Origin of the sequence: Sphingomonas sp., from assembly GCF_024508665.1 — a bacterium.
In the GTDB taxonomy this organism is placed as follows: Bacteria; Pseudomonadota; Alphaproteobacteria; order Sphingomonadales; family Sphingomonadaceae; genus Sphingomonas.
This window is the reverse complement of the sequence record NZ_JANINP010000001.1, coordinates 231313-258208: the sequence shown is the minus strand read 5'-3', so window position 1 is coordinate 258208 and position 26896 is coordinate 231313. Positions and strand designations below refer to the sequence as shown.

Annotated in this window: 29 protein-coding genes; 14 read left to right on the top strand and 15 right to left on the bottom strand. The window is 64.1% G+C overall.

Features of this window, described 5'->3' with window-relative positions:
- Positions 1–374: 374 nt before the first annotated feature.
- A complete protein-coding gene (locus Q0L25_RS01235) occupies positions 375–884 on the top strand; it encodes a PilZ domain-containing protein (RefSeq protein ID WP_296611106.1) in 510 nt (169 codons plus the stop codon).
- A gap of 174 nt (positions 885–1058) precedes the next feature.
- Here the strand turns inward: Q0L25_RS01235 and Q0L25_RS01230 are convergent, their stop codons facing one another.
- The 4 genes from Q0L25_RS01230 to Q0L25_RS01215 all read right to left on the bottom strand — a co-directional run bounded on the left by Q0L25_RS01230 (position 1059) and on the right by Q0L25_RS01215 (position 3940).
- On the bottom strand, positions 1059–1607 hold the full coding sequence (locus Q0L25_RS01230; RefSeq protein ID WP_296611105.1) for a DUF805 domain-containing protein: 549 nt from the start codon (positions 1605–1607) through the stop codon (positions 1059–1061).
- A 47-nt stretch (positions 1608–1654) separates the two neighbouring features.
- Positions 1655–2188, bottom strand: coding sequence for a DUF805 domain-containing protein (locus Q0L25_RS01225; protein ID WP_296611104.1), 534 nt, complete (start codon positions 2186–2188; stop codon positions 1655–1657).
- A gap of 17 nt (positions 2189–2205) precedes the next feature.
- A complete protein-coding gene (locus Q0L25_RS01220; RefSeq protein ID WP_296611103.1) occupies positions 2206–2352 on the bottom strand; it encodes a hypothetical protein in 147 nt (48 codons plus the stop codon).
- 79 nt (positions 2353–2431) lie between these two features.
- Positions 2432–3940 (bottom strand): YifB family Mg chelatase-like AAA ATPase, encoded by a 1509-nt coding sequence (locus tag Q0L25_RS01215; protein ID WP_296611102.1) that lies wholly within the window; start codon positions 3938–3940, stop codon positions 2432–2434.
- A 229-nt stretch (positions 3941–4169) separates the two neighbouring features.
- Between Q0L25_RS01215 and rpmH the strand changes: the two genes are divergently transcribed.
- The 9 genes from rpmH (at position 4170) to Q0L25_RS01170 (ending at position 14241) form a co-directional block, all read left to right on the top strand.
- Positions 4170–4304: a 50S ribosomal protein L34 gene (gene rpmH / locus Q0L25_RS01210; protein WP_066589281.1), complete on the top strand. Its 135-nt coding sequence runs from the start codon at positions 4170–4172 to the stop codon at positions 4302–4304.
- An 89-nt stretch (positions 4305–4393) separates the two neighbouring features.
- On the top strand, positions 4394–4720 hold the full coding sequence (gene rnpA, locus Q0L25_RS01205; RefSeq protein WP_296611101.1) for a ribonuclease P protein component: 327 nt from the start codon (positions 4394–4396) through the stop codon (positions 4718–4720).
- Positions 4717–4929 carry a membrane protein insertion efficiency factor YidD gene (yidD, locus tag Q0L25_RS01200; RefSeq protein ID WP_296611100.1) on the top strand — a complete coding sequence of 71 codons (213 nt, stop codon included), beginning with the start codon at positions 4717–4719 and terminating at the stop codon, positions 4927–4929. Before rnpA ends, yidD begins: the two co-directional genes overlap by 4 nt.
- A 26-nt stretch (positions 4930–4955) precedes the next feature.
- Positions 4956–6662, top strand: a complete 1707-nt coding sequence (gene yidC, locus Q0L25_RS01195; protein WP_296611099.1) for a membrane protein insertase YidC — start codon at positions 4956–4958, stop codon at positions 6660–6662.
- A gap of 1 nt (position 6663) precedes the next feature.
- The gene (gene yihA / locus Q0L25_RS01190) at positions 6664–7302 is read left to right on the top strand and encodes a ribosome biogenesis GTP-binding protein YihA/YsxC (protein ID WP_296611098.1); all 639 of its coding nucleotides are present in this window, start codon (positions 6664–6666) and stop codon (positions 7300–7302) included.
- A 53-nt stretch (positions 7303–7355) separates the two neighbouring features.
- Positions 7356–8708, top strand: a complete 1353-nt coding sequence (locus tag Q0L25_RS01185) for a M28 family peptidase (protein WP_296611097.1) — start codon at positions 7356–7358, stop codon at positions 8706–8708.
- 67 nt (positions 8709–8775) lie between these two features.
- Positions 8776–9906 (top strand): zinc-binding dehydrogenase, encoded by a 1131-nt coding sequence (locus tag Q0L25_RS01180; protein WP_296611096.1) that lies wholly within the window; start codon positions 8776–8778, stop codon positions 9904–9906.
- 326 nt (positions 9907–10232) lie between these two features.
- Positions 10233–11711 carry an ATPase domain-containing protein gene (locus Q0L25_RS01175; RefSeq protein WP_296611095.1) on the top strand — a complete coding sequence of 493 codons (1479 nt, stop codon included), beginning with the start codon at positions 10233–10235 and terminating at the stop codon, positions 11709–11711.
- A 7-nt stretch (positions 11712–11718) separates the two neighbouring features.
- Positions 11719–14241: an ATP-binding protein gene (locus Q0L25_RS01170; RefSeq protein ID WP_296611094.1), complete on the top strand. Its 2523-nt coding sequence runs from the start codon at positions 11719–11721 to the stop codon at positions 14239–14241.
- Between the two features lie 55 nt (positions 14242–14296).
- On the opposite strand, the gene Q0L25_RS01165 is transcribed toward Q0L25_RS01170, so the two are convergent.
- On the bottom strand, positions 14297–15052 hold the full coding sequence (locus Q0L25_RS01165; RefSeq protein WP_296611093.1) for a DUF72 domain-containing protein: 756 nt from the start codon (positions 15050–15052) through the stop codon (positions 14297–14299).
- Positions 15053–15147: 95 nt separating this feature from the next.
- Between Q0L25_RS01165 and Q0L25_RS01160 the strand changes: the two genes are divergently transcribed.
- The gene (locus Q0L25_RS01160; protein WP_296611092.1) at positions 15148–15819 is read left to right on the top strand and encodes a glutathione S-transferase family protein; all 672 of its coding nucleotides are present in this window, start codon (positions 15148–15150) and stop codon (positions 15817–15819) included.
- Between the two features lie 49 nt (positions 15820–15868).
- On the top strand, positions 15869–16300 hold the full coding sequence (locus Q0L25_RS01155) for a globin domain-containing protein (protein WP_296611091.1): 432 nt from the start codon (positions 15869–15871) through the stop codon (positions 16298–16300).
- A gap of 17 nt (positions 16301–16317) precedes the next feature.
- Here the strand turns inward: Q0L25_RS01155 and Q0L25_RS01150 are convergent, their stop codons facing one another.
- The 4 genes from Q0L25_RS01150 to Q0L25_RS01135 all read right to left on the bottom strand — a co-directional run bounded on the left by Q0L25_RS01150 (position 16318) and on the right by Q0L25_RS01135 (position 19370).
- A complete protein-coding gene (locus Q0L25_RS01150; RefSeq protein ID WP_296611090.1) occupies positions 16318–17331 on the bottom strand; it encodes an inorganic phosphate transporter in 1014 nt (337 codons plus the stop codon).
- 9 nt (positions 17332–17340) lie between these two features.
- Positions 17341–18444 (bottom strand): DUF47 family protein, encoded by a 1104-nt coding sequence (locus Q0L25_RS01145; RefSeq protein WP_296611089.1) that lies wholly within the window; start codon positions 18442–18444, stop codon positions 17341–17343.
- Between the two features lie 128 nt (positions 18445–18572).
- Positions 18573–19022, bottom strand: a complete 450-nt coding sequence (locus tag Q0L25_RS01140; RefSeq protein ID WP_296611088.1) for a cupin domain-containing protein — start codon at positions 19020–19022, stop codon at positions 18573–18575.
- A 3-nt stretch (positions 19023–19025) separates the two neighbouring features.
- Positions 19026–19370 carry a hypothetical protein gene (locus Q0L25_RS01135; RefSeq protein WP_296611087.1) on the bottom strand — a complete coding sequence of 115 codons (345 nt, stop codon included), beginning with the start codon at positions 19368–19370 and terminating at the stop codon, positions 19026–19028.
- A 65-nt stretch (positions 19371–19435) separates the two neighbouring features.
- On the opposite strand from Q0L25_RS01135, the gene dapE reads away from it, so the two are divergent.
- Both dapE and Q0L25_RS01125 read left to right on the top strand, forming a co-directional pair.
- Positions 19436–20575: a succinyl-diaminopimelate desuccinylase gene (dapE, locus tag Q0L25_RS01130; protein WP_296611086.1), complete on the top strand. Its 1140-nt coding sequence runs from the start codon at positions 19436–19438 to the stop codon at positions 20573–20575.
- 66 nt (positions 20576–20641) lie between these two features.
- Positions 20642–21457 carry a helix-turn-helix transcriptional regulator gene (locus Q0L25_RS01125; RefSeq protein ID WP_296611085.1) on the top strand — a complete coding sequence of 272 codons (816 nt, stop codon included), beginning with the start codon at positions 20642–20644 and terminating at the stop codon, positions 21455–21457.
- Here Q0L25_RS01125 and Q0L25_RS01120 read toward each other — a convergent pair.
- Genes Q0L25_RS01120 through glmU form a run of 6 tightly spaced genes read right to left on the bottom strand, consistent with a single transcriptional unit; the run spans position 21454 to position 26868 of the window.
- A complete protein-coding gene (locus Q0L25_RS01120; RefSeq protein ID WP_296611084.1) occupies positions 21454–22824 on the bottom strand; it encodes a cytochrome P450 in 1371 nt (456 codons plus the stop codon). The two genes, Q0L25_RS01125 and Q0L25_RS01120, sit on opposite strands and share 4 nt — an antisense overlap.
- A 32-nt stretch (positions 22825–22856) precedes the next feature.
- Complete coding sequence (locus Q0L25_RS01115; RefSeq protein WP_296611083.1) at positions 22857–23042, bottom strand: hypothetical protein; 186 nt, start codon at positions 23040–23042, stop codon at positions 22857–22859.
- The gene (gene glmS, locus Q0L25_RS01110) at positions 23039–24862 is read right to left on the bottom strand and encodes a glutamine--fructose-6-phosphate transaminase (isomerizing) (protein WP_296611082.1); all 1824 of its coding nucleotides are present in this window, start codon (positions 24860–24862) and stop codon (positions 23039–23041) included. Before glmS ends, Q0L25_RS01115 begins: the two co-directional genes overlap by 4 nt.
- A gap of 15 nt (positions 24863–24877) precedes the next feature.
- Entirely contained in the window at positions 24878–25243 is a 366-nt protein-coding gene (locus Q0L25_RS01105) for a type II toxin-antitoxin system VapC family toxin (RefSeq protein WP_296611081.1), read from the bottom strand.
- Between the two features lie 6 nt (positions 25244–25249).
- Positions 25250–25480, bottom strand: coding sequence for a ribbon-helix-helix protein, CopG family (locus tag Q0L25_RS01100; protein ID WP_296611080.1), 231 nt, complete (start codon positions 25478–25480; stop codon positions 25250–25252).
- Positions 25481–25515: 35 nt separating this feature from the next.
- Positions 25516–26868 carry a bifunctional UDP-N-acetylglucosamine diphosphorylase/glucosamine-1-phosphate N-acetyltransferase GlmU gene (glmU, locus tag Q0L25_RS01095; protein ID WP_296611079.1) on the bottom strand — a complete coding sequence of 451 codons (1353 nt, stop codon included), beginning with the start codon at positions 26866–26868 and terminating at the stop codon, positions 25516–25518.
- Between the last annotated feature and the right edge of the window lie 28 nt (positions 26869–26896).

Below are 26896 nucleotides of genomic sequence, written 5' to 3'. Positions count from 1 at the left end.
GGCGAATGGTTTCTGAATTGCAGTTCTCGCCTACGCGGTTTTCCGGAATAGGGCGCGGCCCCACTCTGGAATAGCCAAACAACCGAGCGGCAATTCAAATTCTGTTCGGCGCATCTGCCCGTCTTCCAGGGGAGTCCGATCGGCACGAGCGATGCTTTTACCCCAAATGCCTTGTCCAAAGACGGTTCGCTATCTGCAGGTTGCCCGCAACCATCGCGATGGCGACGCCGATTGGAGCGAAAAGCGCGCTCCCGGCACCTCCGCGTCTGCAGAGTATCGTAGACGCGGCAATGCCCTCACGGGCGACGAGCAGCGCCAGGTTTCCTTCAATTCCAACTGCGCGCGAACGCCTCGGGCGCGAGTGGGCTGAATTCATGCAGAAGCGGCGCGAAACGAGGCTGGTGGTCAATTTGATATGCCGCATACGTCAAGATGATGGCTGGCATGACGCGCGCATTCGCAACATCTCGTGCCGCGGCATAGGCGCCTTGTCCGCGACGCCGCCGGCGATCGGGCAATATGCCGAACTGCGCCGTGGCTCTGCCGTGATCGTCGCCCGGGTAGTCTGGCAGCATGGCAATTCGTCCGGCCTGAGAAGCCAGGACAAGATCGACATACAGGCTCTGCTCGGCCAAAGTGGCGCCGCGAAAGAAGGGCCATTCGAGCCAACGAGCACGGAAAGACGCAGGCAGCCGCGCGAGGACAGCCTGGTCAACGCGATGGAGCGGAGCAGGCATAGGAGCTCGATCTTCCAATATGCCATGCTTGGGGTGGCCAGTCTGGCGGCAGCATTGTTCGCGTCGAGCATGGTGCGGGACGTCTTCTCCGCGCCGCTTACCGCCGTCGCCCGCGCCCTGCCGGGCGCTTCCGGGGATTTGCCGTAATCCACCAGCCGGCAGGTACTGTCGAGAGTGCTCGGGTTCGAGCGCCGCGCAATTTAGATCGCGAGGTCGCCGCTGCCGAGGGGGCGCCCGTCCCCTCGGCCCTTTTCGCGTAACGATGCTGCGGTAGCGGCCTGCCCGGACGAACGATTTCGTCCGGACAAGCCGCCGCGCAACTTATTGGAAGGTCTGCGACAGATTGCCGACGCCGCCCAAGGGATCCGGACCATATTTGTTCGGTCCATTGGTCCCCGGCAGGCAGTAGAAAACGAGCAAGACGATGGACGCCACCCACTGCAGCAGCGACAGGACAATGGCTATCGCCGCCGTCGTGCCACTCTGATTGGCCGCACCAGCAAGCATCACGGCGATTGCCAAGACATAGATTGCCGGCGGCAAAAGCAGCCAGAATCCGGTGCGATCGGTGTCGTGCAGTCGCCGTACCGAGACGGCAATCGACGGAATGAAAAGGGCAAGCCAGATCAGCCCGAAGATGAGGAAGAAGATGCCCATCGAGGCAAACAGCCCCGCTACGCCGGCGACGCGCGGCGTGCCGTCTGGGTTCACGCCGCCCATACTCAACGCACCGAATCCCATCACCATCATGGCGATAACCGCCACCGTCCAGATCAGGAATTGCAGCAGCATGAACATCCAGAATTCTTGCCGCCGGGAGCGCCCCGAAAACTCGGCATAGCGCTTCAGCGGCACGAACATCCATTCCATGTAAACCGTCCCCCTCTTCTCGTCTCTACCGCGCGGCGCGGCGGCGCTTACCGGAAGGTTTGCGCCAGATCGCCGGTGCTCCCCATTGGATCGGGTCCGAAGCGGTTCGGACCGGGCGTGCCCGGCAAGCAGTAGAAGACGAGCAACACGATCGCACAGACCAAGCCGATGAGCGTGAATATTCCGCCGATGGCGACCAAGCCGAGGTTTTGGCCGGCGGCAGCGCCCAGCATGATGAACAAGCCGATGACGTAGGGAATTACCGGCAAGAGCAGCCACCAGCCGGTACGATTGGTGTCGTGCAGGCGGCGCACCGCGACCGCGATATTAGGCACCAGCGTCGCCAGCGACCATAAGCCCCCGAGAATGCCGATGCTGGAGAATGTCGAAAAACCGGCGGCTCCGCTGGACGCGTAGTAGGTCGACGAGCTCGGCCCAAACCGGAGACCCAATAGGCCATCGACGAGGCCCAAAACGATCCCAACGATGAGCGTAAACAGAACCCACATCCAGAATTCCATCCGGCGGGACCGGCCCTGGAAATCGGCATAGCGCTTGAGCGGCAACAACATCCATTCCATTTGAACTCTCCTGTTGGCTATCGTCTCGCGAGAAGGCACGCCGCCCAGGCCGATGCTGCGGCATCCTCGTCGGTGAACGTCACCGACGGGCGCCCGTTGACCGCAGCGGGTCCTGAAATGCGGCAGATATGCAGCGCCAGATCCGGCGCCATCCATCCCGTCATCGAGATGCTCCCCCGAGTCGCGAGAGCAGCCTGACGGCTTTCCGGGGGGAATACAACTCTATAGCCGCAGCACCGTCCCTCAGCTGGACGGGCCCCTGCGGCGATAGCTCAGCGCCTCGGCGACATGGACCCGCCCGACATCGGGAGCGCCGGCGAGATCCGCGATGGTCCGCGCGACCCTGAGCACGCGCGTATAGCCGCGCGCCGACAGCCGCATCGCCTCGGACGCCTGGGCCAGCAAGGTGCGCCCGGCTTCGTCGGGCGTCGCCACTACCTCGAGCAGATCGCCATCGGCCTCGGCATTGGTGCGGGCCGCTTCGTCGGCATAACGCCGCGCCTGAACCTCGCGCGCCGCCATCACGCGCCGCGCGACTTCCGCCGATCCCTCGGCCGGCGGCGGCAGGACGAGGTCGGCGGCGCTGACCGACTGCACCTCGACGTGCAAGTCGATACGGTCGAGCAGCGGCCCCGACACCTTGGCCTGATAGTCGGCGGCGCATCTGGGCGCGCGGGCGCAGGCCAGCGACGCGTCGCCGAGATGGCCGCACCGGCACGGATTCATCGCCGCAATCAGTTGCACGCGCGCCGGAAAGGTCACATGCGCATTGGCCCGCGCGACGCTGACCGTCCCGGTCTCGAGCGGCTGGCGCAGCGAATCGAGTACGACGCGCTGGAATTCGGGCAGCTCGTCGAGGAACAGCACGCCGAGATGCGCCATGCTGACTTCGCCCGGCCGCACCTTGAGCCCACCGCCGACCAAAGCCGCCATCGACGCCGAATGGTGCGGGGCGCGATAAGGCCGGGCCCGCGTGATCCGTCCGCCGTCGAGCGTGCCGGCGACCGATTGGACCATCGACACTTCGAGTGCCTCGGCGGCGTCGAGCGGTGGCAGGATGCCCGGCAAGCATGAGGCCATCAGCGACTTGCCCGCGCCCGGCGGGCCGATCATCAATAGATTGTGCGCGCCGGCCGCGGCGATCTCCAGCGCGCGCTTGGCGGTTTCCTGCCCTTTGACTTGCCGGAGATCGGGACCAGCGACAGGTTCGGCAGCCTCGCCGGGTTGCGGCGGGCCGATCAGCTGATTGCCCTTGAGGTGATTGAGCAAGCCGATCAGGTCGGGCGCGGCGATCACGTCGATCGATCCCGCCCAGGCCGCTTCCGCGCCCTGCGCCGCCGGGCAGACCAGCCCCTTCCCTTCGCTCGACGCATGGAGCGCGGCGAGCAGGACGCCCGGCGACGGCGCGATACGGCCATTGAGCCCGAGTTCGCCGACCACGACCAATTCGCTCAGCGTCTCTGCATCGACCACCCCCATCGCCCCGAGCAGGCCGAGCGCGATCGGCAAGTCGAAATGCGTCCCCTCCTTGGGCAAGTCGGCCGGCGACAGGTTCACGACGATATGCTTGGGCGGCATCGACAGCCCCATCGCCGCGATCGCTCCGCGCACGCGCTCGCGGCTCTCCGCTACCGCCTTGTCGGCAAGTCCGACGACGATGAACTTTGGCAACCCGGGGATCAGCTGCACCTGCACTTCGACCGCGCGTGCTTCCAGTCCGAGATAGGCGACGGTCGAAACGATGGTGGTCATGCGGGCTCCCTGCCCCCTGCTTAGCCTGCTATCCCGCCGGCGTGATTGGGATTATCGCCATTTTGGCGCCATCTCACGTGCCTTGCATCGCCAAGACACCGTTCCCATCTGCGCGCCATGCCGGCTGACCGTTCCACATTGACTTCGGCTGCGCTCTTGCTTAAGCGCCCACCCCACAAGGCCGTCCCTGTGGCGGCCCTTTTCAATTTCGACGTACAGGGAATGAACGATGAAGCGGACTTTTCAGCCGAGCAACCTGGTGCGTGCGCGCCGGCACGGCTTCCGCGCGCGGATGGCGACGGTGGGCGGACGCAATGTGATCCGTGCGCGTCGCAATCGCGGCCGCAAGAAGCTGTCGGCGTAACACCCGACCCTGCTTTGCCGCAGGATTTCGCCAGCCCGCTCCCGTCAGGGACGCGGGCTGGTGCCGTTTCGGCGCCGGCGACGGAGAGCGTGATCACGCTGACCAAGCGTCGTGACTTCCTCGCGGCCAACAGCGGCAAACGCGCGCCGATGCCGGCCTTCGTCCTGCTGGTCCGCCCGCGCGACGACAATGATGCGACGATGCGCGTCGGTTATACCGTCACCAAGAAGATCGGCAACGCGGTGGTGCGCAACCGCATCAAGCGGCGTTTCCGGGCGCTGGCGCATGACGTGCTGAGCACCAGCGGCGTCGCCGGCGCCGATCATGTGCTGATCGGGCGCCCCGACGCGCTGACTCGGGACTTCACGCAGCTTAAAATCGACTTGGCCAAAGCACTGGCGAAGGTGTCGCGATGATCGCCAAAATGCTGATCGCGCTGGTTCGGCTGTGGCAAATCGGCCCCTCGGCGATCATGCCGCCGACCTGTCGCTATCAGCCGTCCTGTTCGGCCTATGCAATCACCGCGCTTCGCCGCTATGGCGCGTTGAAGGGCGGGTGGCTGGCGGTCAAACGCATCGCCCGATGTCATCCCTGGGGCGGGTACGGGCCCGATCCCGTTCCCTAGAATTCTGATCGAAGGTTCCTGAACGCGTGAACAACGACAATCGCAACTTCATCACGTTCGCGATCCTGGCGGTAGTGCTGCTGTTCGCCTGGCCGCTGGTGATGAACCGCATCCTGCCGCCGGCCAATCCGCCGGTCACCAAGATCCAGGGCGGCAAGACCCAGGTCCAACCCAGCCCCGGCGCTCCGACCGCCGCCAGCCCGAGCGCGATTCGCGACATCAAGGCCGTGCTCGGCGAAACCGCGGCGCAGCGCGTCGCGATCGACACGCCGACGCTCAAGGGCTCGATCAACCTGAAGGGCGCGCGGATCGACGATCTGCTCCTCACCCAATACAAGGATACGGTCGACAAGAACTCGCCGCCGATCCGCTTGTTGTCGCCGGCGGGTACGGCCGGCGCCTATTTCGCCGAGTTCGGCTGGCAGGACACCGGCATCAAGCCGCCCTCGCCCGACACCGTATGGACCGCGAGCGGCAGCGTCCTCGCCCCCGGCAAGCCGCTTATATTGACCACCACCAACGGCCAGGGCCAGCGTTTCGAAATCAATCTCGCGGTCGACAAGGACTACATGTTCACCGTCCGCCAGACGGTGGCCAATGGCGCTGCACAGCCGATCAAGGTCGCGCCTTACGGCCTGGTCAATCGCGCCGAGGCGTCGAAGGATCTCGACACCTGGTCGATCCAGGTCGGCCCGATGTCGGTCCACAACGGCACCGCCGATTACGACGTCAATTGGAAGGACGTCGACAAGGGGACGCAAAAATTCTCGTCCACCGGCGGCTGGCTGGGCTTCACCGATAAATATTGGCTGACCGCCTTGATCCCCGATCAGGCGGCGGGCTTCGCCGGCGAGTTCCAGTCGACCGGCAAGGGCGGCTATCAGGCCGACTATTCGCGCATCGCCAAGGATCTGGCGCCCGGCCAGCGGCTGACCCAGACCAGCCGCTTCTTCGCCGGCGCGAAGGAAGTGCGGCTGCTCGACCATTATACCGACAAGGACGGCGTCAGTAAGCTCGACTATGCGCTCGACTGGGGCTGGTTCCGCATCATCGAAAAGCCGATCTTCTATTATCTCGACTGGCTGTTCCGCATGGTCGGCAATTTCGGCGTGGCCATCATGCTGCTGACCGTGACAATCCGTCTGCTGATCTTCCCGATCGCGCAGCGCCAGTTCGCCTCGATGGCGCAGATGCGCGCGATCCAGCCGAAGATGAAGGCGCTGCAGGAAAAGCATAAGGATGACAAGCAGCGCCAGCAACAGGAAGTAATGGCGCTGTACAAGGCCGAAGGGGTCAACCCGCTCGCCGGCTGCCTGCCGACCTTCCTCCAGATTCCGATCATGTATTCGCTCTACAAGGTGCTGATGCTGACGATCGAAATGCGGCACCAGCCGTTTGTCGGCTGGATCAAGGATCTGTCCGCGCCGGATCCGCTGACGCCACTCAACCTGTTCGGCCTGTTGAACTTCACCCCGCCGCACATGATCGCGATCGGCGTGGTGCCGATCCTGCTCGGCATCTCGATGTGGCTGCAGTTCAAGATGAACCCGCAGCCGATGGACGATGCGCAGAAGCAGGTCTTCGCGCTGATGCCCTGGGTGCTGATGTTCGTGATGGCGCCGTTCGCGGTCGGGCTCCAGGTCTACTGGATCACCAGCAACCTGTTGACCGTGCTGCAGCAGCGTATTCTCTACGCGCGGCACCCCGCACTCAAGCAACCGGCGGTCAAATAACGTGAGCGAGTTCGACGAGGACGCGATCGAGACGGCGCGCAAGATTTTCGCCGGCCCGGTCGCATTCCTCAAATCCGCGCCGGCGCTCGAGCATCTGCCCGATCCGATGGTGCCCGAAATCGCGTTCGCCGGCCGGTCGAACGTCGGCAAATCGTCGCTGCTCAACAAGCTGACCAACCGCAACGCGCTGGCGCGTACCTCGAACACGCCGGGTCGGACACAGGAGCTCAACTTCTTCGACGTGGGCGAGCCCCTCGCCTTTCGGCTGGTCGACATGCCGGGCTATGGTTTCGCCAAGGCGCCCAAGGACGTTGTCAGGAAATGGCGGTACCTGGTCAACGACTTCCTGCGCGGGCGCCAGGCGCTCAAGCGGGCGTTGGTGCTGATCGACGCGCGGCACGGCATCAAGGATGTCGATCGCGAGATCATGGACATGCTCGACAAGGCAGCGGTGAGTTACCGCCTGGTCCTGACCAAAGCGGACAAGATCAAGCCGACCGAGCTGGACAAGGTCGCTGCCCAGACCGCCGAGGAAGCGCGCAAGCGTCCGGCCGCACATCCCGACATCCTGTCGACCTCGAGCGAGACGGGGCTCGGCATGCCCGAATTGCGCGCAGCGGTGATCGAGGCGCTCGGCTAGCTTTCCCGCGCCGGCCTTCCTAAGGATCGCGCAGACGGGTCCGGGGAGCATCAATGAAAAAGATAAGTCTGGTCGCGGCGCTGGCGCTCGCAATGTTGCCGGCGATTCCCGCCTTGTCGCGCGACAAGGCGCCGCCGACGATCGACCGCGACCGAGTCCTCGCCGAAGAGATGCTGCTCGCCGGGCCGGGCTTGCGCGGACGCGGCAGCGCTACCGCCGATGAGGCGATCGCCGCCGGCTATGTCGCGTCGTTGTTTCGCGATTTCGGACTGCGCCGGGCGCCCGGCATGGATTCCTATCTCCAGACCGCGCCGCTGACCCGCCGCGCAATCGCCGCCCCGCCGGTCCTGACCGTCGACGGCAAACCGGTGGCGGGCGCCAACCTGTTGCTGACGGGCGGCGGCACCGCAGGCGGCAAGGCAGTCATCGTAACGCGCCCCGATGGCGACATCCCCGCGGCCGACGTGATCCTCTATACCGGACCGGCCGACGACCTGATGACGTTCGCCCGCAAGCTGCGCGGCAAGGGCGTCAAATTGGTGCTGACCGCCGAGAGCGATGCCAGCCGCAAATTCCTGGCCATGATCGGCGGCAAACCGTCCTTGCCGACGACGATCGAGGGCACGCCGAGCCGTCGCCCGCCGATGACGATCGCAACGATACCGGCCGAAGCGCTGGCCGGTATCGCCGCAGGCGCCGAGATATCGATCCATGTTCCGATCGAAACCACCAAGGCGACCACCACCAATGCGATCGGCTATCTGCCGGGCACCGATCCCAAGGCAGGCGTGATCCTGTTGTCGGCGCATCTCGACCATCTCGGCGTGCGGCCGGACGGCATTGTCATGCCCGGCGCCAATGACGATGCTTCCGGCACCGTCGCCGTCATCGAACTCGCGCGCGCCTTCGCCGCGATGGGGCGGCAGAAGCGCGGCATCCTGTTCGTCGCTTATGGCAGCGAGGAGATTGGCGGACTCGGCTCGACCTGGTTCGGCGAGCATCCGCCGGTGGCGCTGACCGATCTCGTCGCGAATATCGAGTTCGAGATGATCGGCGCGCAGGATCCGAAGCTTCCCAAGGGATCCCTGATGATGACCGGCTCCGAACGCTCCAACCTGTTCGACATGATGAAGAGCCGGGGCGCCCTGATCGCGTCCGACCCCTATCCCGACCAGCATTTCTTCGAACGGTCGGACAATTACTCGCTCGCACTCAAGGGGATCGTCGCGCACACCTTCTCGGGCTGGGCGGTGGTGCCGACCTATCACCAGCCGACCGACACCGTCGAGAATCTCGATATCGACTATATGACCAACGCGATCCGGTCGCTGGTCGCGCCGGTGAGCCTGCTCGCGAGCGGCGGCTTCAAACCGGAGTGGAAAGCGGAGGGCCGGCCGAAACCCTGACGTTCGGGCTTGCGTCCATCCCGCCCCGGTTTACATACCGGACAATCGAAAAATCTGGGAGGATGGAATGACCGCATCGACCAAGGGCCTCGAACTGCGTTCGCTGGTGTCCGACGGCAAGCTCGAATTGTCGCTGGCCGATGTCGAATTGTCACCGCCTGGACCCGGAGAGGTGATCGTCCGGATCGAGGCCGCGCCGATCAATCCATCCGACCTCGGCCTGCTGACGGGCCCGGCGGACCTCGCCACGCTCGAACAAGGCGGTACCGCCGATCGTCCCGTGCTGACGGCCAGCATACCCGAACAGCGCATGCCGATGGTGCGGGCGCGGCTTAACGAATCGATGCCCGTTGGCAATGAAGGCGCCGGCACGGTGATCGCCGCCGGCGACGGCGCCGAAGATCTGGTCGGCAAGATGGTCGCGGTGATCGGCGGCGGCATGTACACGCAATATCGCAAGGCGCGGCTGACCGACCTGCTGCCCTTCCCCGACGGCATAACCGCACGCGAAGGCGCGTCGGCATTCGTCAATCCGCTGACCGCGCTGGCGATGGTCGAGACGATGCGCGCCGAAGGGTATACCGCCCTGGTTCATACTGCCGCTGCTTCCAACCTCGGCCAGATGCTTAACCGCATCTGCATCGCCGATGGCGTGAGCCTGGTGAATATCGTCCGGTCGGCCGAGCAGGCGAAGATCCTGCACGATATCGGCGCCAAATATGTGGTCGATTCGACGTCGGAGAATTTCCGCGACGAATTGGTCGATGCGCTTGCCGAAACCGGCGCTACGCTGGCATTCGACGCGATCGGCGGCGGCAAACTGGCCGGCCAGATCCTCGCGGCGATGGAAGTTGCCGCCAACCGCAATGCGACGACCTATAGTCGCTATGGTTCGAATACCCACAAGCAGGTCTATATCTATGGCCGGCTTGACCTCGGGCCGACCTTGATCGGCCCCGATGTCGGATTTGCCTGGGGCGTCGGCGGCTTCCTGCTCACGCCGTTTCTGATGAAGGCCGGCGCCGAGGTGGTCGGGCGCATGCGCGCGCGCGTCGCCGCCGAAATCCGCACCACCTTCGCCAGCCATTACACCGCGGAGATCTCGCTCGCGGAGGCGCTCGATAAGGACATCCTGCTCGCCTACAGTGCGAAGAAGACCGGCGAGAAATATCTGATCGTCCCGACTGCAAGCGGCTGAGCCTCGCCCGCCGGCGCAGGCCAACATCGTCCATCCATCGACCGCCGCGCGTCGTGAACGGCGCGTGCCGGTCGTGCGCGTGATCGGCGTCGCGCGGAGCTCGCTGTTGCGCGACTGCCCAACCTCCCGCCCCACAATACCGACCAACTGCGCAAGCAGCTGATCTGTATCGATAAAATGAAAATCCCTAGCCCTTGCGGGAGGCCGCATGACCCCGCGAGTGCCGACAGGAAGGGATCAAAATCGCCCATCCAGCATTGAGCAATATCAACTCGTAACGGACGCGATACCGTTAACGTCCGATTTTTACGAACGATGGAGTTTCGATGGGAAATTGTGCAACCGGCGTCGCCGGCCTGGACGAAATCCTTGCCGGCGGCCTAGCTAAGGGCAGGTTATTTCTTGTCGAGGGCAGCCCGGGTACCGGCAAAACCACCCTCGCCAGCCAGTTTCTCATGGCCGGCGCGGAGCAGGGTGAAAAGGTACTCTACATCACCTTGTCGGAGACCGAGGAGGAACTGCGCGACGGCGCCGCGTCGCATGGGTGGACCTTCCCGGAGAATTTCGAGGTTTTCGAACTGGTCCCGCCCGAAAGCTTGCTCAACGACGAACAGCAACAAAGCCTGCTCTACTCATCCGATCTCGAACTCGGTGAGACGACGAGGCGGATTTTTGAGGTGTTCGAACGCTTGCAGCCGGCGCGGGTGGTTCTCGACAGTCTGTCCGAAATCCGCCTGCTCGCACAGAGCTCACTGCGCTATCGCCGCCAAATCCTGGCGCTGAAACATTATTTTTCGCACAACGATGCGACCGTGATGATGCTCGACGACCTGACCGCCGACGTCATGGACAAAACCGTGCACAGCGTTGCCCATGCGGTGATCCGTCTAGAGGAATTATCCCCCAATTACGGGCCTGAGCGTCGACGCATGCGCGTGCTCAAATATCGCGGACGCCGGTATCGCGGCGGATATCACGACTTCGTGATCGATACGGGCGGCATTCGCGTGTTTCCCCGCTTGGTGTCCGCCGAGCACCGCTTCGAGTTCAAGCGCGAAACCGTGCCGATTGAGAATGCTCGCCTCAACGATTTGCTCGGTGGCGGTTTCGACCGCGGCGCGAGCAACCTGATCCTTGGCCCCGCCGGTACCGGCAAGTCCTTGCTCGCGCTCAGCTTCGTCGCATCGGCGGTATCACGTGGCGAAGGCGCGGCCATGTTCATTTTCGACGAGGAACTCGGACTGTTGTTCGAGCGATCGAGGGGGTTGGGCATCGACGTTCAGGCGATGGTCGATACCGGACGGCTGGCGATCGAGCAGATCGACGCCGCCGAATTGACCCCCGGGGAGTTTTCCGAGCGCGTGCGCGTATGCGTCGAGACGCACGGGGCGCGAACCGTCGTGATCGACAGCCTTAACGGCTATCAGGCCGCGATGCCCGAGGAGCAGGCGCTGGTCCTGCACATGCACGAGTTGCTGCAATATTTGAACCGCCAGGGGACTACCACTTTCCTGACCGTCGCTCAGCACGGCCTGGTCGGCGACATGAAGGCGCCCGTTGATGTCACCTACCTAGCCGATACCGTGATCCTGCTGCGTTATTTCGAGGCGTTGGGGCGGGTCCGACGTGCGATTTCGGTCGTTAAGAAGCGAACAGGCGTTCACGAGGACACGATTAGGGAATTCATGATCGATAAAGAAGGGATCACGCTGGGCGAACCGCTTACCGCGTTTCAGGGAGTGCTCCGTGGCGTACCGAGCCTGGTCAGCGACGAGGCTGGTCTGCTCGACGTGAAGCGAGGATGACCCGCCCTTGAATCGTACGATCGCCGAAGGCGCCGTCATCCTGGCACCGCATGGCCGCGATGCCATGGTGGCAGAAGCCATGCTGCGTGAAGCGGGTCTCGACGCGGCCGCCTCCCCTGATCTCCCGTCGTTCGTCCGCACGCTGCGCAGCGGCGCCGGATTCGCGATCGTCACTGAGGAGGCGTTGCGCGGCGCCGATCTGCGCGATCTCGCTGGATTCATCGCGGACCAGGCCGAATGGTCCGACTTCCCGTTCATCGTCCTGACCGCGCGCGGCGGTGGCCTCGAGCGCAATCCGGGTGCGGTGCGGCTGCTAGAGACGCTAGGCAATGTCACGTTCCTCGAACGCCCCTTTCACCCTACCACCCTTATCAGTCTCGCTCGCGCGGCGCGGCGGGCGCGATTGCGCCAATATGAGGCCCGGACGCAGCTCGAGAACGTCGGCGCGGCACAGGAACGTTTGCGTGTCGCGTTGACCGCCGGCGGGCTCGCCGCGTGGACCATGGAGCTCAACACGAAGACGTTGCACGCATCCCCGGAATGCAAGGCGCATTACGGCCGAGCGGCGGACGAACCGTTCGGCTATGATGAGCTGATCGCCGCGATCCACCCCGAAGATCGCGATCCGGCGCGCGCTGCCGCCGAGCGGTCGATGGCAACCGGCGAACATCTCGACGTCGAATATCGGGCACGTTGGCGGGATGGCTCGCTCCATTGGATCCAAGTCAATGGGCGGCTGGAATATGACGACCGCGGCGGAATCTCGCAGATGGTCGGTGTTTCGCAGGACGTCACGTTGCGTCGCCGCACCGAAAGCTACCAGGCGGCGTTGATCGCGCTGGGGGATCGTCTACGGCAGATGGACGACCCGGCCGCAATGTCGTTCCTGGCGGCCGAAATCCTGGGTTCGACGTTGGGCGTCAGCCGGGCGGGCTATGGCATCATCGATCCGGTGGCGGAGACGATCACGATCGAGCGCGACTGGAATAATGCGGGGACCACCAGCCTGGCGGGCGTGCTGCATTTTCGCGATTATGGGTCCTATATCGAGAATCTGAAACGCGGCGAACTGGTTGCGATTGCCGATGCTCGCGAGGACCCGCGTACCGCCCCGACCGCCGCGGCGCTGGAAGCGATCCATGCGCGCGCGGTGCTCAACATGCCGCTGGTCGATCATAACAATTTCGTCGCCTTGCTCTATCTCAACGACAAGGGACCGCGCCCCTGGATCACGGAGGACATCACCTTCGTTCGCGACGTCGCCGATCGTACGCAGGCCGCAATCGAGCGGCGCCACGCCGAATTGTCCCTCGCCGCATTAGCCGAATCGCTCGAGCGCCAAGTCGAGGAGCGCACGCGCGAAAGCGAGGCGGCGCAGGAACAGCTTCGCCAGGCACAGAAGATGGAGGCGGTCGGCCAGCTGACCGGCGGCTTGGCGCACGATTTCAACAATCTCCTCACCGGCATTTCCGGCGGCCTCGAGTTGATCGAGATGCGCATCAGGCAGGGCCGCACGGCGGAGATCGACAAATATGTCGAAATGGCGCGAAGCGCGACCAAGCGCGCCGCAGCGCTCACGCACCGCCTGCTCGCCTTTTCGCGGCGCCAGACGCTCGATCCCAAACCCACCGATATCAACCGCCTGATCGCCAATATGGAAGAGTTCCTGCGGCGCTCGGTCGGTCCCCAGATCGAGATCGAAGTGGTCGGCGCCGGCGGCTTATGGACGACCTTGATCGATCCCAATCAGCTCGAAAACGCCCTGCTCAACCTGTGCATAAATGCGCGCGACGCGATGCCCGATGGCGGCCGGATCACGATCGAGACGGCGAACAAATGGCTCGACCATGTCGGCGCGCGCGATCGCGATTTGCCGCCCGGCCAATATGTGTCGCTATCCGTGACCGACACCGGCACCGGTATGTCAGCGGAGACGATCGAGCGCGCGTTCGACCCTTTCTACACGACCAAGCCGCTCGGTGAGGGGACCGGTCTTGGCTTGTCCATGATCTATGGTTTCGTGCGCCAGTCCGGCGGCCAGGTGCGGATCTATTCCGAATTGGGCCAAGGCACCACGATGTCCCTCTATTTTCCGCGCGTGCATGCGAATGAGGATGCGCAACCGGAATCCGTCCATAACGCACCACCCGTCCCTTCCGCCGCAGGCGGGACGGTGCTGGTGGTCGATGACGAGCCCGCCATTCGCGCGCTGATCGCGGACGCTCTCGACGATCTGGGCTATACCGCGATCGAAGCCGGCGATGGGGCGTCGGGGCTGGCGATCCTCCAGGCGCAACCGGCGATCCAGCTGCTGGTTACCGATGTCGGCCTTCCCCGCGGAATGAACGGCCGCCAATTGGCCGATGCCGCGCGGGTAGAACGCCCTGATCTCAAGGTTCTCTTCATCACCGGCTATGCGGAAAACGCGGTCATCGGGAACAAGCAGCTGGAGCGCGGCATGCACGTCCTGACCAAGCCCTTCGCGGTGGACTCGCTGATCAACAGGATCCGAGAAGTGATCGGCGACTAAGCGCCAGAGGCACGAACACCTCCATCGCTATGGCGTGATCGGCCGCAGGCGGCGTTCAACCGCCCGCAGCCTGTCGCATCATGGCCTTCAACGTCAGGGCGTCGTGGATGGCCGCCGCCTCCCCATCGTTGTTGAAATAGGCCCAGATCGATTTCCCGGCTTCGATCTGGCGCTTCAGCCAATCGCTCCAGTCCAGCAGGACCTCGTCGCGGTAGCGGCCATAATATTTGCCGACTCCGCCGTGGAAACGCACATAGGCAACAGCCCCTGACGCCCAGCGCGGCGAGGCTGTCCCGGGAAAATCGTGCGCGACGAAGCCGGCACCGTAGCGGTCCAGCAAGGCGAGTGTTGCATCATCATACCAGCTCTTCTCACGAAACTCGAAAACATGCGTGAGGTCGGCCGGAAGAAGCTTCATGAAGGTTTCGAGCCGGTCGAGATTGATGCGGAGCATCGGCGGAAGCTGATAGAGGATGGGACCCAACTTATTCTTTAGATGCCGCGTCGGCGCGATCATGCGTGCGACCGGCTCTTCGCAATCCTTCAGCTTCTTTGCTTGGGTAATGAAGCGGTTGGCCTTGACCGTGTAGCGGAATCCGGGGGGTGCCTGTTCGCGCCAGACATCGAACGTCTCGGCCTTCGGCAACCGGTAGAAGCTGTTGTTGATCTCGACCGTGTCGAATTGCTCGGCATAGAAAGCGAACCAGTCCTTGGCCCGCAGGCTCTCCGGATAGAATGCGCCGCGCCAATGGCGGTAGTTCCAGCCCGAGCAGCCGATATGGATCATGCGTGGCGAGGCGTTCGCGGTCATGAAGCCATCAATGCTCGGGAAGAGATTTCGACCCCAGCGGTTGCGCCTGGCGTTCGTCGCTTGCCGCGCCCCACCCGCGCCTCTATCCCCCGACCATGCTCAAGCTCATCATCGGCAACAAGGCCTATTCCAGCTGGTCGCTCCGCGGCTGGCTGGCGTGCAAGCAATCGGGACTGCCGTTCGAGGAAGTCGTCGTGCCGCTGTACGACGGCGATTGGGACAAGCGCCGCCAGGGCGATGAGTTCGCGCCCTCGTCGGGCAAGGTGCCGATCCTGTGGGATGGCGACATCGTCGTCTGGGACAGTCTGGCGATCGTCGAATTCCTCAACGACAAGACCGGGGGCGGCAAGTTCTGGCCCAAGGACGAGGCCGCGCGGGCGATGGCGCGATCGATGGCGGCGGAAATGCATTCGGGATTCTCCGCGCTCCGCAACAAGCATGGCATGAATATCCGCCAGGTCTATCCGCCCAAGCGGCCGGACGACGACGTCGTCGCCGAACTGACCCGGCTGATGGAAATCTGGGCGCAGGCTCGCGCCCGGTTCGGCGGCACCGGCCCGTTCCTGTTTGGGGAATTCGGCGCGGCCGACATCATGTATGCGCCCGTCTGCACGCGCATCGTGACCTATCAATTGCCGGTCGCGCGCTTCGCGGCAGCCTATGTCGAGGCCGTGCTGACCCACCCCTTCATGCAGGACTGGATCGCCGGTGCCCAGGAAGAGGAATGGGTGATCGAGAAGTTCGAACGCACGCCGGCGAATACGTAGATGGGGATGATGCGGCCTCGTCGTCCGCGATCGCATTGACCGTCGGGCAATGGATACCGACCAGATCGATCTCGTCAGAGACAGTTTCGTTCAGATCGTGCTCGACACCGATGCTGCCGCGCGGGTGTTCTATGGCCGCCTGTTCGAACTGGCTCCCGAAACCCGATCGATGTTCCGGATCGACATGGCCGAACAGGGCCGGCATCTGATCGAGACGCTGGGCAGGATCGTCACCGGACTGAGCAAATTGGATGCCATGCGGCCGGCACTCGGCAAACTCGCCCGGCGGCATGTCGATTACGGGGTGGAGGACCGCCATTATGCGTTCGCGGGCGACGCCTTGATGCGGATGGTTACCGTGCATGGCGGTCCGGCGATCGACAACGCGACCATCGAGGCCTGGAAGGCGGCTTACGCGCTGATCGAGGAGGTCATGATCGCCGCCAGCACCGACTATCGCGGATTACGCAGCCCGACCTGACCATAGGCTGTTGCCGATCAGAACAACGTCGTCAGCAGATAGAAGACCGCACCGACCGCTGCCGACGCCGGGATCGTCACGATCCAGGCCACGACGACATCGCCGGCAACGCCCCAGCGCACCGCGCTCGCGCGCTTGGCGACGCCGGCACCGATCACACAGCCGGTAATCGTATGCGTGGTCGACACTGGAATGCCGAGCAGCGATGCGGTGAACACCATGATCGTGCCCCCGGCCGACGCGCTGAACCCCTGATGCTGCGACAGCTTGGTGATGCGGCTGCCCATCGTCTCGATGATCTTCCAACCGCCCATCAAGGTCCCCAGGCCCATCGCGATATAGCAGCTGATCGCGACCCAATGCGGCACTTCGAACTTGCCGTGCAGATAGCCGGTCGAGAACAGCAGCACGGTGATGATGCCCATCGTCTTCTGCGCGTCGTTGAGGCCGTGGCTGAGCGAATAGGTGCCCGACGAGATCATATGGAGCACGCGGAAGCTGCGTTCCGCGCCGCGGTTGCTGGCACGCGAGAACAGCCAGCTCGTCACCAGCATGATCAGCATCGACAGGATCATGCCGAGCACTGGCGACAAGACGATCGCGATCAGCGTCTTGTTGAGCCCATTCCACTGAATGCCGGTCATGCCCGCATGCGCGACGCCCGCGCCGATGATCCCGCCGACCAGGGCGTGGCTCGAGGATGACGGAATGCCCTTCAGCCAGGTCACGATGTTCCAGAACATCGCGCCGATCAGCGCGCCGAAAACCACCCCTGGCGTCACCAGGTTCTTGTCGATCAGCCCCTGCCCAATCGTCGACGCAACCTTGTGCAAACTGGGGAAAGTGATGGTTAGGAAATAGGCGGCGAAGTTGAATACGCCGGCAAAGAGCACGGCATGAACGGGCTTCAACAATCTGGTCGAGACCACGGTCGCGATCGAATTGGCCGCGTCGTGCAGCCCGTTCAAAAAGTCGAACGCCAGCGCGACGAGGATCAGGCCGGCCAGCAGCGGGAAAGCGAGATCGTGCATCGTCTGGGCTCAGGCGTGATCGATGACGATGCCATCGATCTCGTTGGCAACGTCCTCGAAGGCATCGACGATCCGTTCGAGATGCTTGTAGACTTCGCGCGCGACGATGAAGCGCACCGTGTCATCGCGGCTATATTCAACGAATCCCCGCTTCAACCCGGCACGGTGGATGTCGTCGGCATGGCCTTCCATCCGGACCAGGCGCTCGGTCAGTTCATGCAGGCGCCCGGCGTTGTGGCCGACATCGCGCAGCAGCGGCATCGCCTCTGCGGTCAGCCGCGCGGCGTCGACGATGATCCCCGCCATGTCCTTCATTTCCTGCTCGAACTCGCGGACCTCGTACAGGTCGATCGCCTGCACGGCGGCCTGCATCTCGTCGATCGCATCGTCCATCGACCCGATCAGGCTGGTGATGGTGCCGCGGTCGAACGGCGTCAGGAACGTTTCACGCACGGTTTTTAGCACCGAGCGCGTGATCTCGTCGGCGTCATTTTCGCGCTCAATCACTTCGCGAATATGATCGGACGCCGCGCCGTTGCCATCCTGGAGCAGCCGCGACAATGCGTCTGCGGCGGCGGTGACGGTCTGCGCATGCGCCTCGAACATCTCGAAGAAGTTGCCCGTCTTGGGCAACAGGCGCTGAAACCAGGCGAACATGGGACTGATCCTCGATTTGGTAGCGGCGGCAAAGCCGGTGCGGCGCGCGGCCGCCTTGAATTCGGAAGGGCCGAACGAACGGATGAGGTCGCTGAGATCGGGCTCATCGACCATCGATGCCGCCTCGTCCAGGCTGACCCAGCGCCGTTCGCGCTCCCCCTGCTCCTTCCAGGCGCTGAGCTCGCGATTGACCGCCAGCGGAAAGACCTCGACGTCGATCATCAGCGACGCGCCGTTCTTTTGCCGTTTGCGATAGCGATAGGTGCCGAGCGGCGTTGGGCAGACGAGCCCCTGCACCCCCGCTTCCTCCTCGGCCTCGATCGCGGCGGCGGCATGGGCGAGCATTCCCGAAGACGGATTGCCCTTGGGGATGACCCAGCGACGGTTTTCGCGCGAGGTGACGAGCAGGATGCGGATCGGAGCGTCGTTGGCGGCGCCTTCGGTCCGGTACGGCAAAGCCGCGATCTGGCGAATTGTCAGAACTCCCTCATTGGCGGCCCCGCAAGCGACGACCGGCCGATCGTTCCGCTAGCATCCAGTGCGGCGCGGCGCCATCATAAAACCAAAGGCCGCACGGCTGAGGATCAGAATCGGCTACCGTCTTTTCGCCGTTGCTCGCCGACATCCGCGGCCAGATGCATGTCGATATCGGGGTAATGGCAATCGCTCTCCCCCTTGCCGCCTACCGCGATGAACACGCAGTCGGCGTCGGAGCGATTCTGAAGCACATGACCGTTGCCATCGCCCTTGGGGAAGGCGGCGACGTCGCCCGCGCGCATCGGATGTTCGCCGTCATCGTCGACCAACACCGCCTCACCCGACAGCATGACGACGAACTCGTCCTCGCCCTCGTGCCAATGGCGCTGTGACGACCAGGCACCGGGCTTGATCGTGACGTGGCTGAAGCCAAAATCGGTGATGCCGCTGGCCGGGGCGAGGCGACGGTACCAGCGCTCCTTCACCATGTCGGCGTAGACCGGGGGATAGCCGGTGGCATTGGACTGCGGGATGGCATCGAGGTCGAGCTTGGGCACGGCCTATTTCCCTTTCGGAGTGTTGGCGGTCAGGCATTGTTCGGCGAACGGCATCACGTCGCCGCCCGACAGGTCGTCGCGGTCGTCCTCGGTCGCGACGGCCTTGGGGTAACGCGTCCGGATCGCCGCGGCCACCGCCTGCGCCCGCGCGACACGCGCTTCGGTAGGGGTGCGGTCCGGCCCACCAGCCGCGCTCTTGCTGTCGAGCATCGCGCGTGCCAGGCGGACGGCGTCGTCGAGCCGGTCGGCGGCGGCCAGGCAATGGCCGGGAGTGATATCGACCACCGCACCGTCATCGGCTTGTTGCGGCGTGAGCGCCGCGGCGGCGAGAAGGAACAGAACAGGCATTGGCAATTCTCCGCACCCCCGTACGCGCGGACCTTTCCCTTCCCGTCGTTGCAAGGCAAGAGGCAGTGCCTGTTCAGCCGAGGAATGCCGTGCCCAACGTCGTCGAACTCACCAAGGCGTTGATCGCCGCCGAAAGCGTGACGCCTGCCAAAGGGGAAGTGTTCGACGTGCTCGCCCAGGCGCTGAGCGTGATCGGATTCGAGATCGATCGCTTCACAGTCGGCGAGGAGCCGGACGGTCCGGTCGAGAACATGATCGCCATCCGCCACGGCAAGGGACCGCATTTCGCCTTTGCCGGGCATCTCGACGTGGTGCCGCCAGGCGACAGCTGGACGAGCGGCGCATTCGTGCCGGAGGTTCGCGGGGACTTGCTCTACGGCCGCGGCGCGGTCGACATGAAAGGAGCGATCGCCGCCTTTGCCGCGGCCGCCGCACGCGTCGACGGCCCGACACTCAGCTTGCTGATCACCGGCGACGAGGAAGGCCCCGCCATCTACGGCACGCGCGCGATCCTCGACCGGATGGCGGCGCGCGGCCTCAAGCCCGATTATTGCCTAGTCGGCGAGCCGACCTCGACCGCGCGGCTCGGCGATATGATCAAGATCGGGCGGCGCGGATCGGTCAATATCTGGGTCGACGTGCCAGGGCGCGAAGGCCATGTCGCCTATCCGCATCTGGCCGACAATCCGATCCCCAAGCTGGTGGCGGCGCTGGCGGCGATCGACGCGATCGAGCTCGACCACGGCAATCACTGGTTCCAGCCGTCGAACATCGAAGTGACCGACGTCACCGTCGGCAATCCGGCGACCAACGTCATTCCCGCCAAGGCATCGGCGCGGATGTCGATCCGGTTCAACGACGAGCAGAATGGCGAAGACCTGGTCGCGCTGATCGAGCGGACGGTGAAGGCGCATGCCCCGGAAGCGCAAGTGATCGCGCGCATTTCCGGCGAGGCGTTTCTGACCCAGCCGGGCGAATTTTCGGCGCTGGTCACGCGCGCGATCGAGAAGGTCGCGGGTGTGGTGCCCGCCTTGTCGACCACTGGCGGGACGAGCGATGCACGCTTTCTGTCGCAACTCTGCCCGACGGTCGAATTCGGGCTGGTGAACGCGACGATGCACAAGACCGACGAAGCGGTCGCGTTGGCCGATCTTGCCGATCTGGTCGATATCTATGCGGAGATTATCGCAGCTATCGGGCAGTAATCGATGCGTGTCGCGCAAGGTGGGTTGGGCTAGGCTGTCCGCAGACTGCTGAATACGGGACGATTCGTGGCTAGTTCCTCCGTTGCCCCCCTCTCCCCGGTCGGCGAAGTGCTGCGCGAATGGCGCGGCGCGCGGCGTATGAGCCAGCTCGACCTGTCGCTCGATACCGGGATTTCTACCCGTCATCTCAGCTGCATCGAAACCGGCAAGGCGCGGGCCAGCCGCGAGATGGTCGCGCGCCTGGCCGATGCGCTCGACATGCCGCTGCGCGATCGTAATGCGCTGCTCCGCGCCGCCGGCTATGCGGCGATCCATCCCGAAAGCGCACTGGCGGCCCCCGCGCTCGATCGCGTGCGCCAGGCGATCGACCTGATCCTGGCCCATCAGGAACCCTATCCCGCTTTCGTTATCAGCCGGCATTGGGAAGTGCTGGAGGTCAATCAGGCGGCGATCCGGATGAACAAACTGTTGTTCGGCGATTGGCAAAGTGCGCACAGCAACCTGATCCACCAATTGTTCGATCCCAACGACTTCCGTCAGGTTATTCTCAACTGGCCGGAGGTCGCGCGGCGGTTCGTGCGGCACCTGCACGATGATCTCGCCGCCAATCCCACCGACCGCCGCACACGCGCGCTGCTCGATGCCGCCCTCTCCTATCCCGGCGTACCCCAACGTTGGCAACTCGGCGATGCCGACGATGACGGCGACCCGATCGTCACCTTCACCTTCGCTAGCCCGCGCGGCGAGCTGCGTTTCTTCGAGACGATCACCACGTTCGCCGCGCCGCACGACGTGACGCTCGACGAAATCCGCATCGACTGCACCTTCCCGGCCGACGAGCACACTGCCGCAGTGTGTGCCGAGCTGGCGCGGGCAGGCTAGGCGGGAATCAACCTGATCGGCAGGCCGTCCCTGGGCCGCGGAATCGGGAACATCTGCCAGGCATCGCCGGCGCCTGAGTCGATCTCGATCCGATAGCGCGTCAGCAGGTGCGCGATCAGCAGCTTCATCTGCATTTGCGCGAAATGCAGGCCGAGGCACATATGCGCGCCGCCGCCATAGGGCACCCAGGCGAAGCGATGCCGGCCTTTCGACGCCTCGGGCGTGAAGCGCATCGGGTCGAATCGCAGCGGATCAGGCCAGATGCTGGCCATACGGTGGGTCCAGGCGATGCCGATCCCGACATTGGTGCCGGCGGGAATGTCGAAGCCGCCAAAACTGAAATCGCGTAGCGCGCGGCGCGGCAGCGACGGCACCGGCGGCATCAGGCGCAGCGCCTCGCGGAATGCGTAGTCGGTCAAGGTCAGGCGATCGAGCTGCTCGGTCAGCGGCAAATGTGCGTCGAGGCCGGCAATCTCTTCGCGCAATCGTTCCTGCCAATCGGGATTGCGGGCGAGCAGCATGACCAGGGTCGTCGCCGACGAGGTGATCGTGTCGTGCGCGGCCATCATCAGGAAATTCATGTGATCGGCAATCGCGGCGGCCGATAGCTCCTGCCCATCGTCGTCGGTCGCGCGGCAGAATTGCGAGAAGAAGTCCTCGCCATTGCCGCCCCGTGCGCCTCGCCGCCGCGCCGGGATCTCGCGTTCGAACCAGTCGATCAGATAGGCCCGCGCCTTGACGCCGCGCCGCATCATCGTCCCCGGCAGCGGCGAGCGGATCGGCGCGACGCTTGCCTGCACCTCGTCGACGAATGCCTGGTTGATGCGATCGGCCTCCGCCCCGAGCGATACGCCGAGGAAACTGGTCGCGGCGAGATCGAGGGTCAGCTTCTTGATCGCGTCGTAGAAGCGCAGCCGACCGCCCCATTCGCCGATCCGGGCAGCGATACCGGCATCGAGTTGAGTGGCGTAATGCCGCATCGGCTCGGGCTTGAAGGCGACCGACAAGGTCTTGCGATCGGCGCGATGCTTGTCGAAATCCATCAGCATCAGGCCGCGCGGGAACAGCAGGTTGAGCAGAGGTCCCCAGCCCTGTTCGGACGAGAACAAGCGGTCGCGATCGAACAGGACAAGCTCGTTGGCGTCGGGGCCCAGCAAGGTTACGCTGGTGCTGCCGAGCGCGCGGTTGCGATAGACCGGCCCGTACCGCTCGAACATCTCCCGCCCGAACTTGACCGGGTCGGACAACAGGCGAAGCGAATTGCCGACGATCGGCAGACCGTCATCGCCCGGGATGTGCGCCAGCGATTGGGCTGGGTTGCGCAGCAACCAGTGCGGGTTGGCTTTGAACGTGTGGGCGTAGGCCATGCTGCTGGTTACTCTAATCCGGCCATCGACGCCTAATGGCCTCCGCCGTGACCGCCGCCAGAGCCATCGCCGCTTGAGTTGTCGTTCTGCCACCAGTCGCCGCCCATTGAATGCGGTTCGAGGCGGCTCTTCGAGGACGGCAACCTCAGAACGATCGCAATCAACCCGCCGATAAGCAGCAGGCCGACGATAATACCGGCGACGACGGTGAGAATCATTCGACCGTGACCGATTTCGCGAGGTTGCGCGGCTGATCCACGTCGGTCCCCTTCACCACGGCCACATGATAGGCGAGCAACTGTACTGGCACCGCGTACACCAACGGCGCGATCAGGGGATGAACTTTCGGCATCTCGATCGTCGCCAGGCAGCTGTCGCCCGCTTCCGCCAGTCCGTCGGCGTCGGAAATCAGCACGATCTTGCCACCGCGCGCCTGGCTTTCCTGCATGTTGCTGACGGTCTTTTCGAACAGCGGCCCTGAAGGGGCGATGACGATGATCGGCACATTCTCGTCGATCAATGCGATCGGACCATGCTTCATTTCACCCGCCGCGTAACCTTCGGCGTGGATGTAGCTGATTTCCTTTAGTTTCAGCGCGCCTTCCAGCGCCAGCGGATAGTCGGGTCCGCGGCCGAGATAGAGCACGTCGCGCGCCGGCGCGATGAGGTGCGCCATGCCGGCGATCGCGTCGTCATAAGCGAGCGCGGCGTTGAGCGCCGCCGGCGCCTCGATCAATTGCTTGACCACCGCGACCTCTTCCTCGCGGCTCATCCGCCCCTTGACCACCGCAAGGTGCGCGGCCAGCGCTGCGAGCACCGCGAGCTGGCAGGTGAACGCCTTGGTCGAGGCGACGCCGATCTCCGGCCCGGCATGGGTCGGCAGCAGCAGGTCGGCCTCGCGCGCCATCGTGCTGGTCGGCACGTTGACGACGACGGCGATCTTTTGCCCGGCTTTCTTCGCGTGACGCAGCGCCGCCAGCGTGTCGGCGGTTTCGCCCGACTGGCTGATGAACAATGCCAGCCCGCCATCCTCGAACACCGGGTCGCGATAGCGGAACTCGCTGGCGACATCGATATCGACCGGAACGCGCGCGAAACTCTCGAACCAATATTTGGCGACGAGCCCGGCATAGAAGCTGGTGCCGCAGGCAACGATCGTGATGCGCTTCACCGTCGACAGGTCGAAGTCCATCTGCGGCAACGCGACGGTCTGCTCGACGCCGCGGATGTACGAGCGCAAGGTCTGCGCGACGACGATCGGCTGCTCGTGGATCTCCTTGAGCATGAAGTGGCGGTAATTGCCCTTCTCGATCATCGCACCGATCGCGCCCGATACGGTGATTTCGCGCTCGACGGGGTTGTTCTCCGCGTCGAAAATCTGCGCGCCCTCGCGCGTGATGACGACCCAATCGCCCTCATCGAGATAGGCGATCCGCTGCGTCAGCCCGGCGAGCGCCAGCGCGTCCGAACCGAGATAGGTCTCCCCGTCGCCATAGCCGACCACAAGCGGCGAGCCGAGCCGCGCGCCGATCAACAGGTCGGCGTGTTCGCGGAACGCGATCGCCAACGCGAAGGCGCCACGCAATTGCGGCAGAACTGCCTTGACCGCATCCTGTGGCGATTTGCCTGCCTCGACCTGCTCGCTGACCAGATGTGCGACGACTTCGGTATCGGTTTCGCTCTCGAACACGCGGCCGCGCGCCTGGAGCGCTTCGCGCAGCGGCTTGAAATTCTCGATGATCCCGTTGTGGACAAGTGCGACTTCCTTGGTCGCGTGTGGATGTGCGTTCGAGGTGGTCGGCGCGCCATGCGTGGCCCAGCGGGTATGCGCGATGCCGGTCATACCAGGCGCCGGATCGGCGGCAAGGACTGCCTCCAAATTCTTGAGCTTGCCCTCCGCCCGGCGGCGGATCAGCTGGCCATCCTGGACGGTGCAGACGCCGGCCGAATCATAGCCGCGATATTCCATCCGCCGCAGTCCCTCGACCAGCCGGTCGGCGACCTGTTCCTTGCCAACGATTCCGATGATTCCGCACATGGTTGGGGAGCTTTCTTACAAGATATAGGGAACACGGATCCCCGGCATGTTCGCCGGAAAATCCTTGGTATTTCTGGTAACCAGAATCGCGCCGTTGACCTGCGCCGTCGCAAGTATCAGCGCGTCGAGCAGCTTCATCCGGGTCCTGTAGCGAATATCCGCTGCCGCCATGGAAATACGGCTATCGACCTCGACGATCTCGAACGGAGCGATCAACCCCTGAACGTGATGCCGCGTTTCCAATGGCTCGCCCGCCAATATTTCGGTCCAGGTGATACGGCTAATACGGTGACGCTTATAGCGCTCCAGTTCGGCCGCCGCCTGCCGACGCTGACGTAGCCAATCGGCGACGATGTTCGTGTCAAAGATCGGGTCGGCCAAGGAAGATCAGCCGTTATCGCGATCTTCGCGGATCGCGCGCTGATAGTCGACACCATCGCCGATATCGTCGCGATCCTTCCAATAACCGAACCCTCGCTTGATCCAATCCTTGCTGGCTTCCGCGCGATACGCGACAATCGCCTCACGAACGATGGCGGCGCGCGACTTACCTTGCTCGGCCGCCTGGCGATCGAGCCATTGAACATCATCGTCGGGAAGGTCGGCCAAGAACCGCATGATATATAGATATCATATCATGATATCATGTCAATCTATTTCGAAGCTTTCTTCGCGGCCATCATCTCGCGAAATCGTTTCGCCCAGCCCGACTTGGTCTGCTGGTCGGGGCGAACGAGGCGCAACGCGTCAGCCTCCACATCCTTGGTAACCGTCGATCCCGCACCGACGATCGCCCCTGCGCCGATCGTCACCGGCGCGACCAAAGCCGAGTTGGAGCCGACGAATGCCCCCTCCCCGATCACCGTCTTGTACTTGAAGAAGCCGTCGTAATTGCAGGTAATCGTGCCCGCGCCAATATTCGCGCCGGCGCCGATTTCGGCATCGCCCAGATAGGTCAGGTGATTGGCCTTGGCCCCCTTGCCGAGCACTGCTTTCTTCACCTCGACGAAATTGCCGACCTTGGACTTCTCGCCGAGCACCGCGCCGGGGCGCAGGCGGGCATAGGGGCCGACCTCAGCGCCAGCGCCGATCGTCGCGCCCTCGATATGGCTGAAGCCGCGGATCGTCGCGCCATCGGCGACCGACACGCCCGGACCGAAAAAGACATTGGGCTCGATCAGCACGTCGCGACCGACTTTCGTGTCGAACGAGAACCAGACGGTGGCCGGATCGACCAACGTCGCCCCCTCTGCCATCGCCTGGACACGGCGCTTCGCCTGCCAGCTGGCATCGACCGCGGCGAGCTCGGCGCGGCTGTTGACCCCGGCCACTTCATCGGCGGCGGTCTCGACCACCACCGCGCCGCGTCCATCCTTCACCGCCAGTTCGGCGAGATCGGTGAGATAATATTCGCCGGCGGCATTGTCGTTGGTCACCTGGGCCAGCAATCGGAACAGATCGGCGGAGCGCACAGCCATCAGGCCCGAGTTGCACAGGGTCACCGCGCGCTCGTCGGCCGAAGCGTCCTTATACTCCACGATCTTCGCGATGCGGCCGTCCTTATCGGCGATGACGCGGCCATAAGCGGCGGCATCGGCCGGACGGAAGCCGAGCACCACGACACTGGGCTCGCCCTCGCCGTGCAGCCGCTCGATCATCCGCGCCATAGTGGCAGCGGAGACCAGCGGCACGTCGCCGTACAATATCAGCACGTCGCCACCGAACCCGCTCAGCGCGGTCTCCGCCTGCTGCACGGCATGGCCGGTGCCGAGTTGTTCGGTCTGGATCGCGACTTCGACTCCGAGCGGAGTCACCGCAGCCTCGACCTGCTCACGCCGCGCGCCCGCCACGACGACGATCCGCGACGCGTCGAGCGCCTGCACATTGTCGATCAGATGGAGCAGCATCGGCCGCCCGGCGATTGGGTGCAGAACCTTGTGCAGGTCGGATTTCATCCGCGTTCCCATGCCGGCGGCAAGGATGATCGCGGCGATTGGCTTGGTCATGGCTGGGGTCTCCGTGGCTCGCGCCCTG

Bases quoted from the DNA above. Each gene is read 5' to 3' on its own strand.
- Q0L25_RS01235 (WP_296611106.1), top strand. From the start codon at position 375: ATGCAGAAGCGGCGCGAAACGAGGCTGGTGGTCAATTTGATATGCCGC.
- Q0L25_RS01230 (WP_296611105.1), bottom strand. From the start codon at position 1,607: ATGGAATGGATGTTCGTGCCGCTGAAGCGCTATGCCGAGTTTTCGGGG.
- Q0L25_RS01225 (WP_296611104.1), bottom strand. From the start codon at position 2,188: ATGGAATGGATGTTGTTGCCGCTCAAGCGCTATGCCGATTTCCAGGGC.
- Q0L25_RS01220 (WP_296611103.1), bottom strand. From the start codon at position 2,352: ATGACGGGATGGATGGCGCCGGATCTGGCGCTGCATATCTGCCGCATT.
- Q0L25_RS01215 (WP_296611102.1), bottom strand. From the start codon at position 3,940: ATGACCACCATCGTTTCGACCGTCGCCTATCTCGGACTGGAAGCACGC.
- rpmH (WP_066589281.1), top strand. From the start codon at position 4,170: ATGAAGCGGACTTTTCAGCCGAGCAACCTGGTGCGTGCGCGCCGGCAC.
- yidD (WP_296611100.1), top strand. From the start codon at position 4,717: ATGATCGCCAAAATGCTGATCGCGCTGGTTCGGCTGTGGCAAATCGGC.
- Q0L25_RS01185 (WP_296611097.1), top strand. From the start codon at position 7,356: ATGAAAAAGATAAGTCTGGTCGCGGCGCTGGCGCTCGCAATGTTGCCG.
- Q0L25_RS01180 (WP_296611096.1), top strand. From the start codon at position 8,776: ATGACCGCATCGACCAAGGGCCTCGAACTGCGTTCGCTGGTGTCCGAC.
- Q0L25_RS01175 (WP_296611095.1), top strand. From the start codon at position 10,233: ATGGGAAATTGTGCAACCGGCGTCGCCGGCCTGGACGAAATCCTTGCC.
- Q0L25_RS01165 (WP_296611093.1), bottom strand. From the start codon at position 15,052: ATGACCGCGAACGCCTCGCCACGCATGATCCATATCGGCTGCTCGGGC.
- Q0L25_RS01160 (WP_296611092.1), top strand. From the start codon at position 15,148: ATGCTCAAGCTCATCATCGGCAACAAGGCCTATTCCAGCTGGTCGCTC.
- Q0L25_RS01155 (WP_296611091.1), top strand. From the start codon at position 15,869: ATGGATACCGACCAGATCGATCTCGTCAGAGACAGTTTCGTTCAGATC.
- Q0L25_RS01150 (WP_296611090.1), bottom strand. From the start codon at position 17,331: ATGCACGATCTCGCTTTCCCGCTGCTGGCCGGCCTGATCCTCGTCGCG.
- Q0L25_RS01135 (WP_296611087.1), bottom strand. From the start codon at position 19,370: ATGCCTGTTCTGTTCCTTCTCGCCGCCGCGGCGCTCACGCCGCAACAA.
- Q0L25_RS01120 (WP_296611084.1), bottom strand. From the start codon at position 22,824: ATGGCCTACGCCCACACGTTCAAAGCCAACCCGCACTGGTTGCTGCGC.
- Q0L25_RS01115 (WP_296611083.1), bottom strand. From the start codon at position 23,042: ATGATTCTCACCGTCGTCGCCGGTATTATCGTCGGCCTGCTGCTTATC.
- glmS (WP_296611082.1), bottom strand. From the start codon at position 24,862: ATGTGCGGAATCATCGGAATCGTTGGCAAGGAACAGGTCGCCGACCGG.
- Q0L25_RS01100 (WP_296611080.1), bottom strand. From the start codon at position 25,480: ATGCGGTTCTTGGCCGACCTTCCCGACGATGATGTTCAATGGCTCGAT.
- glmU (WP_296611079.1), bottom strand. From the start codon at position 26,868: ATGACCAAGCCAATCGCCGCGATCATCCTTGCCGCCGGCATGGGAACG.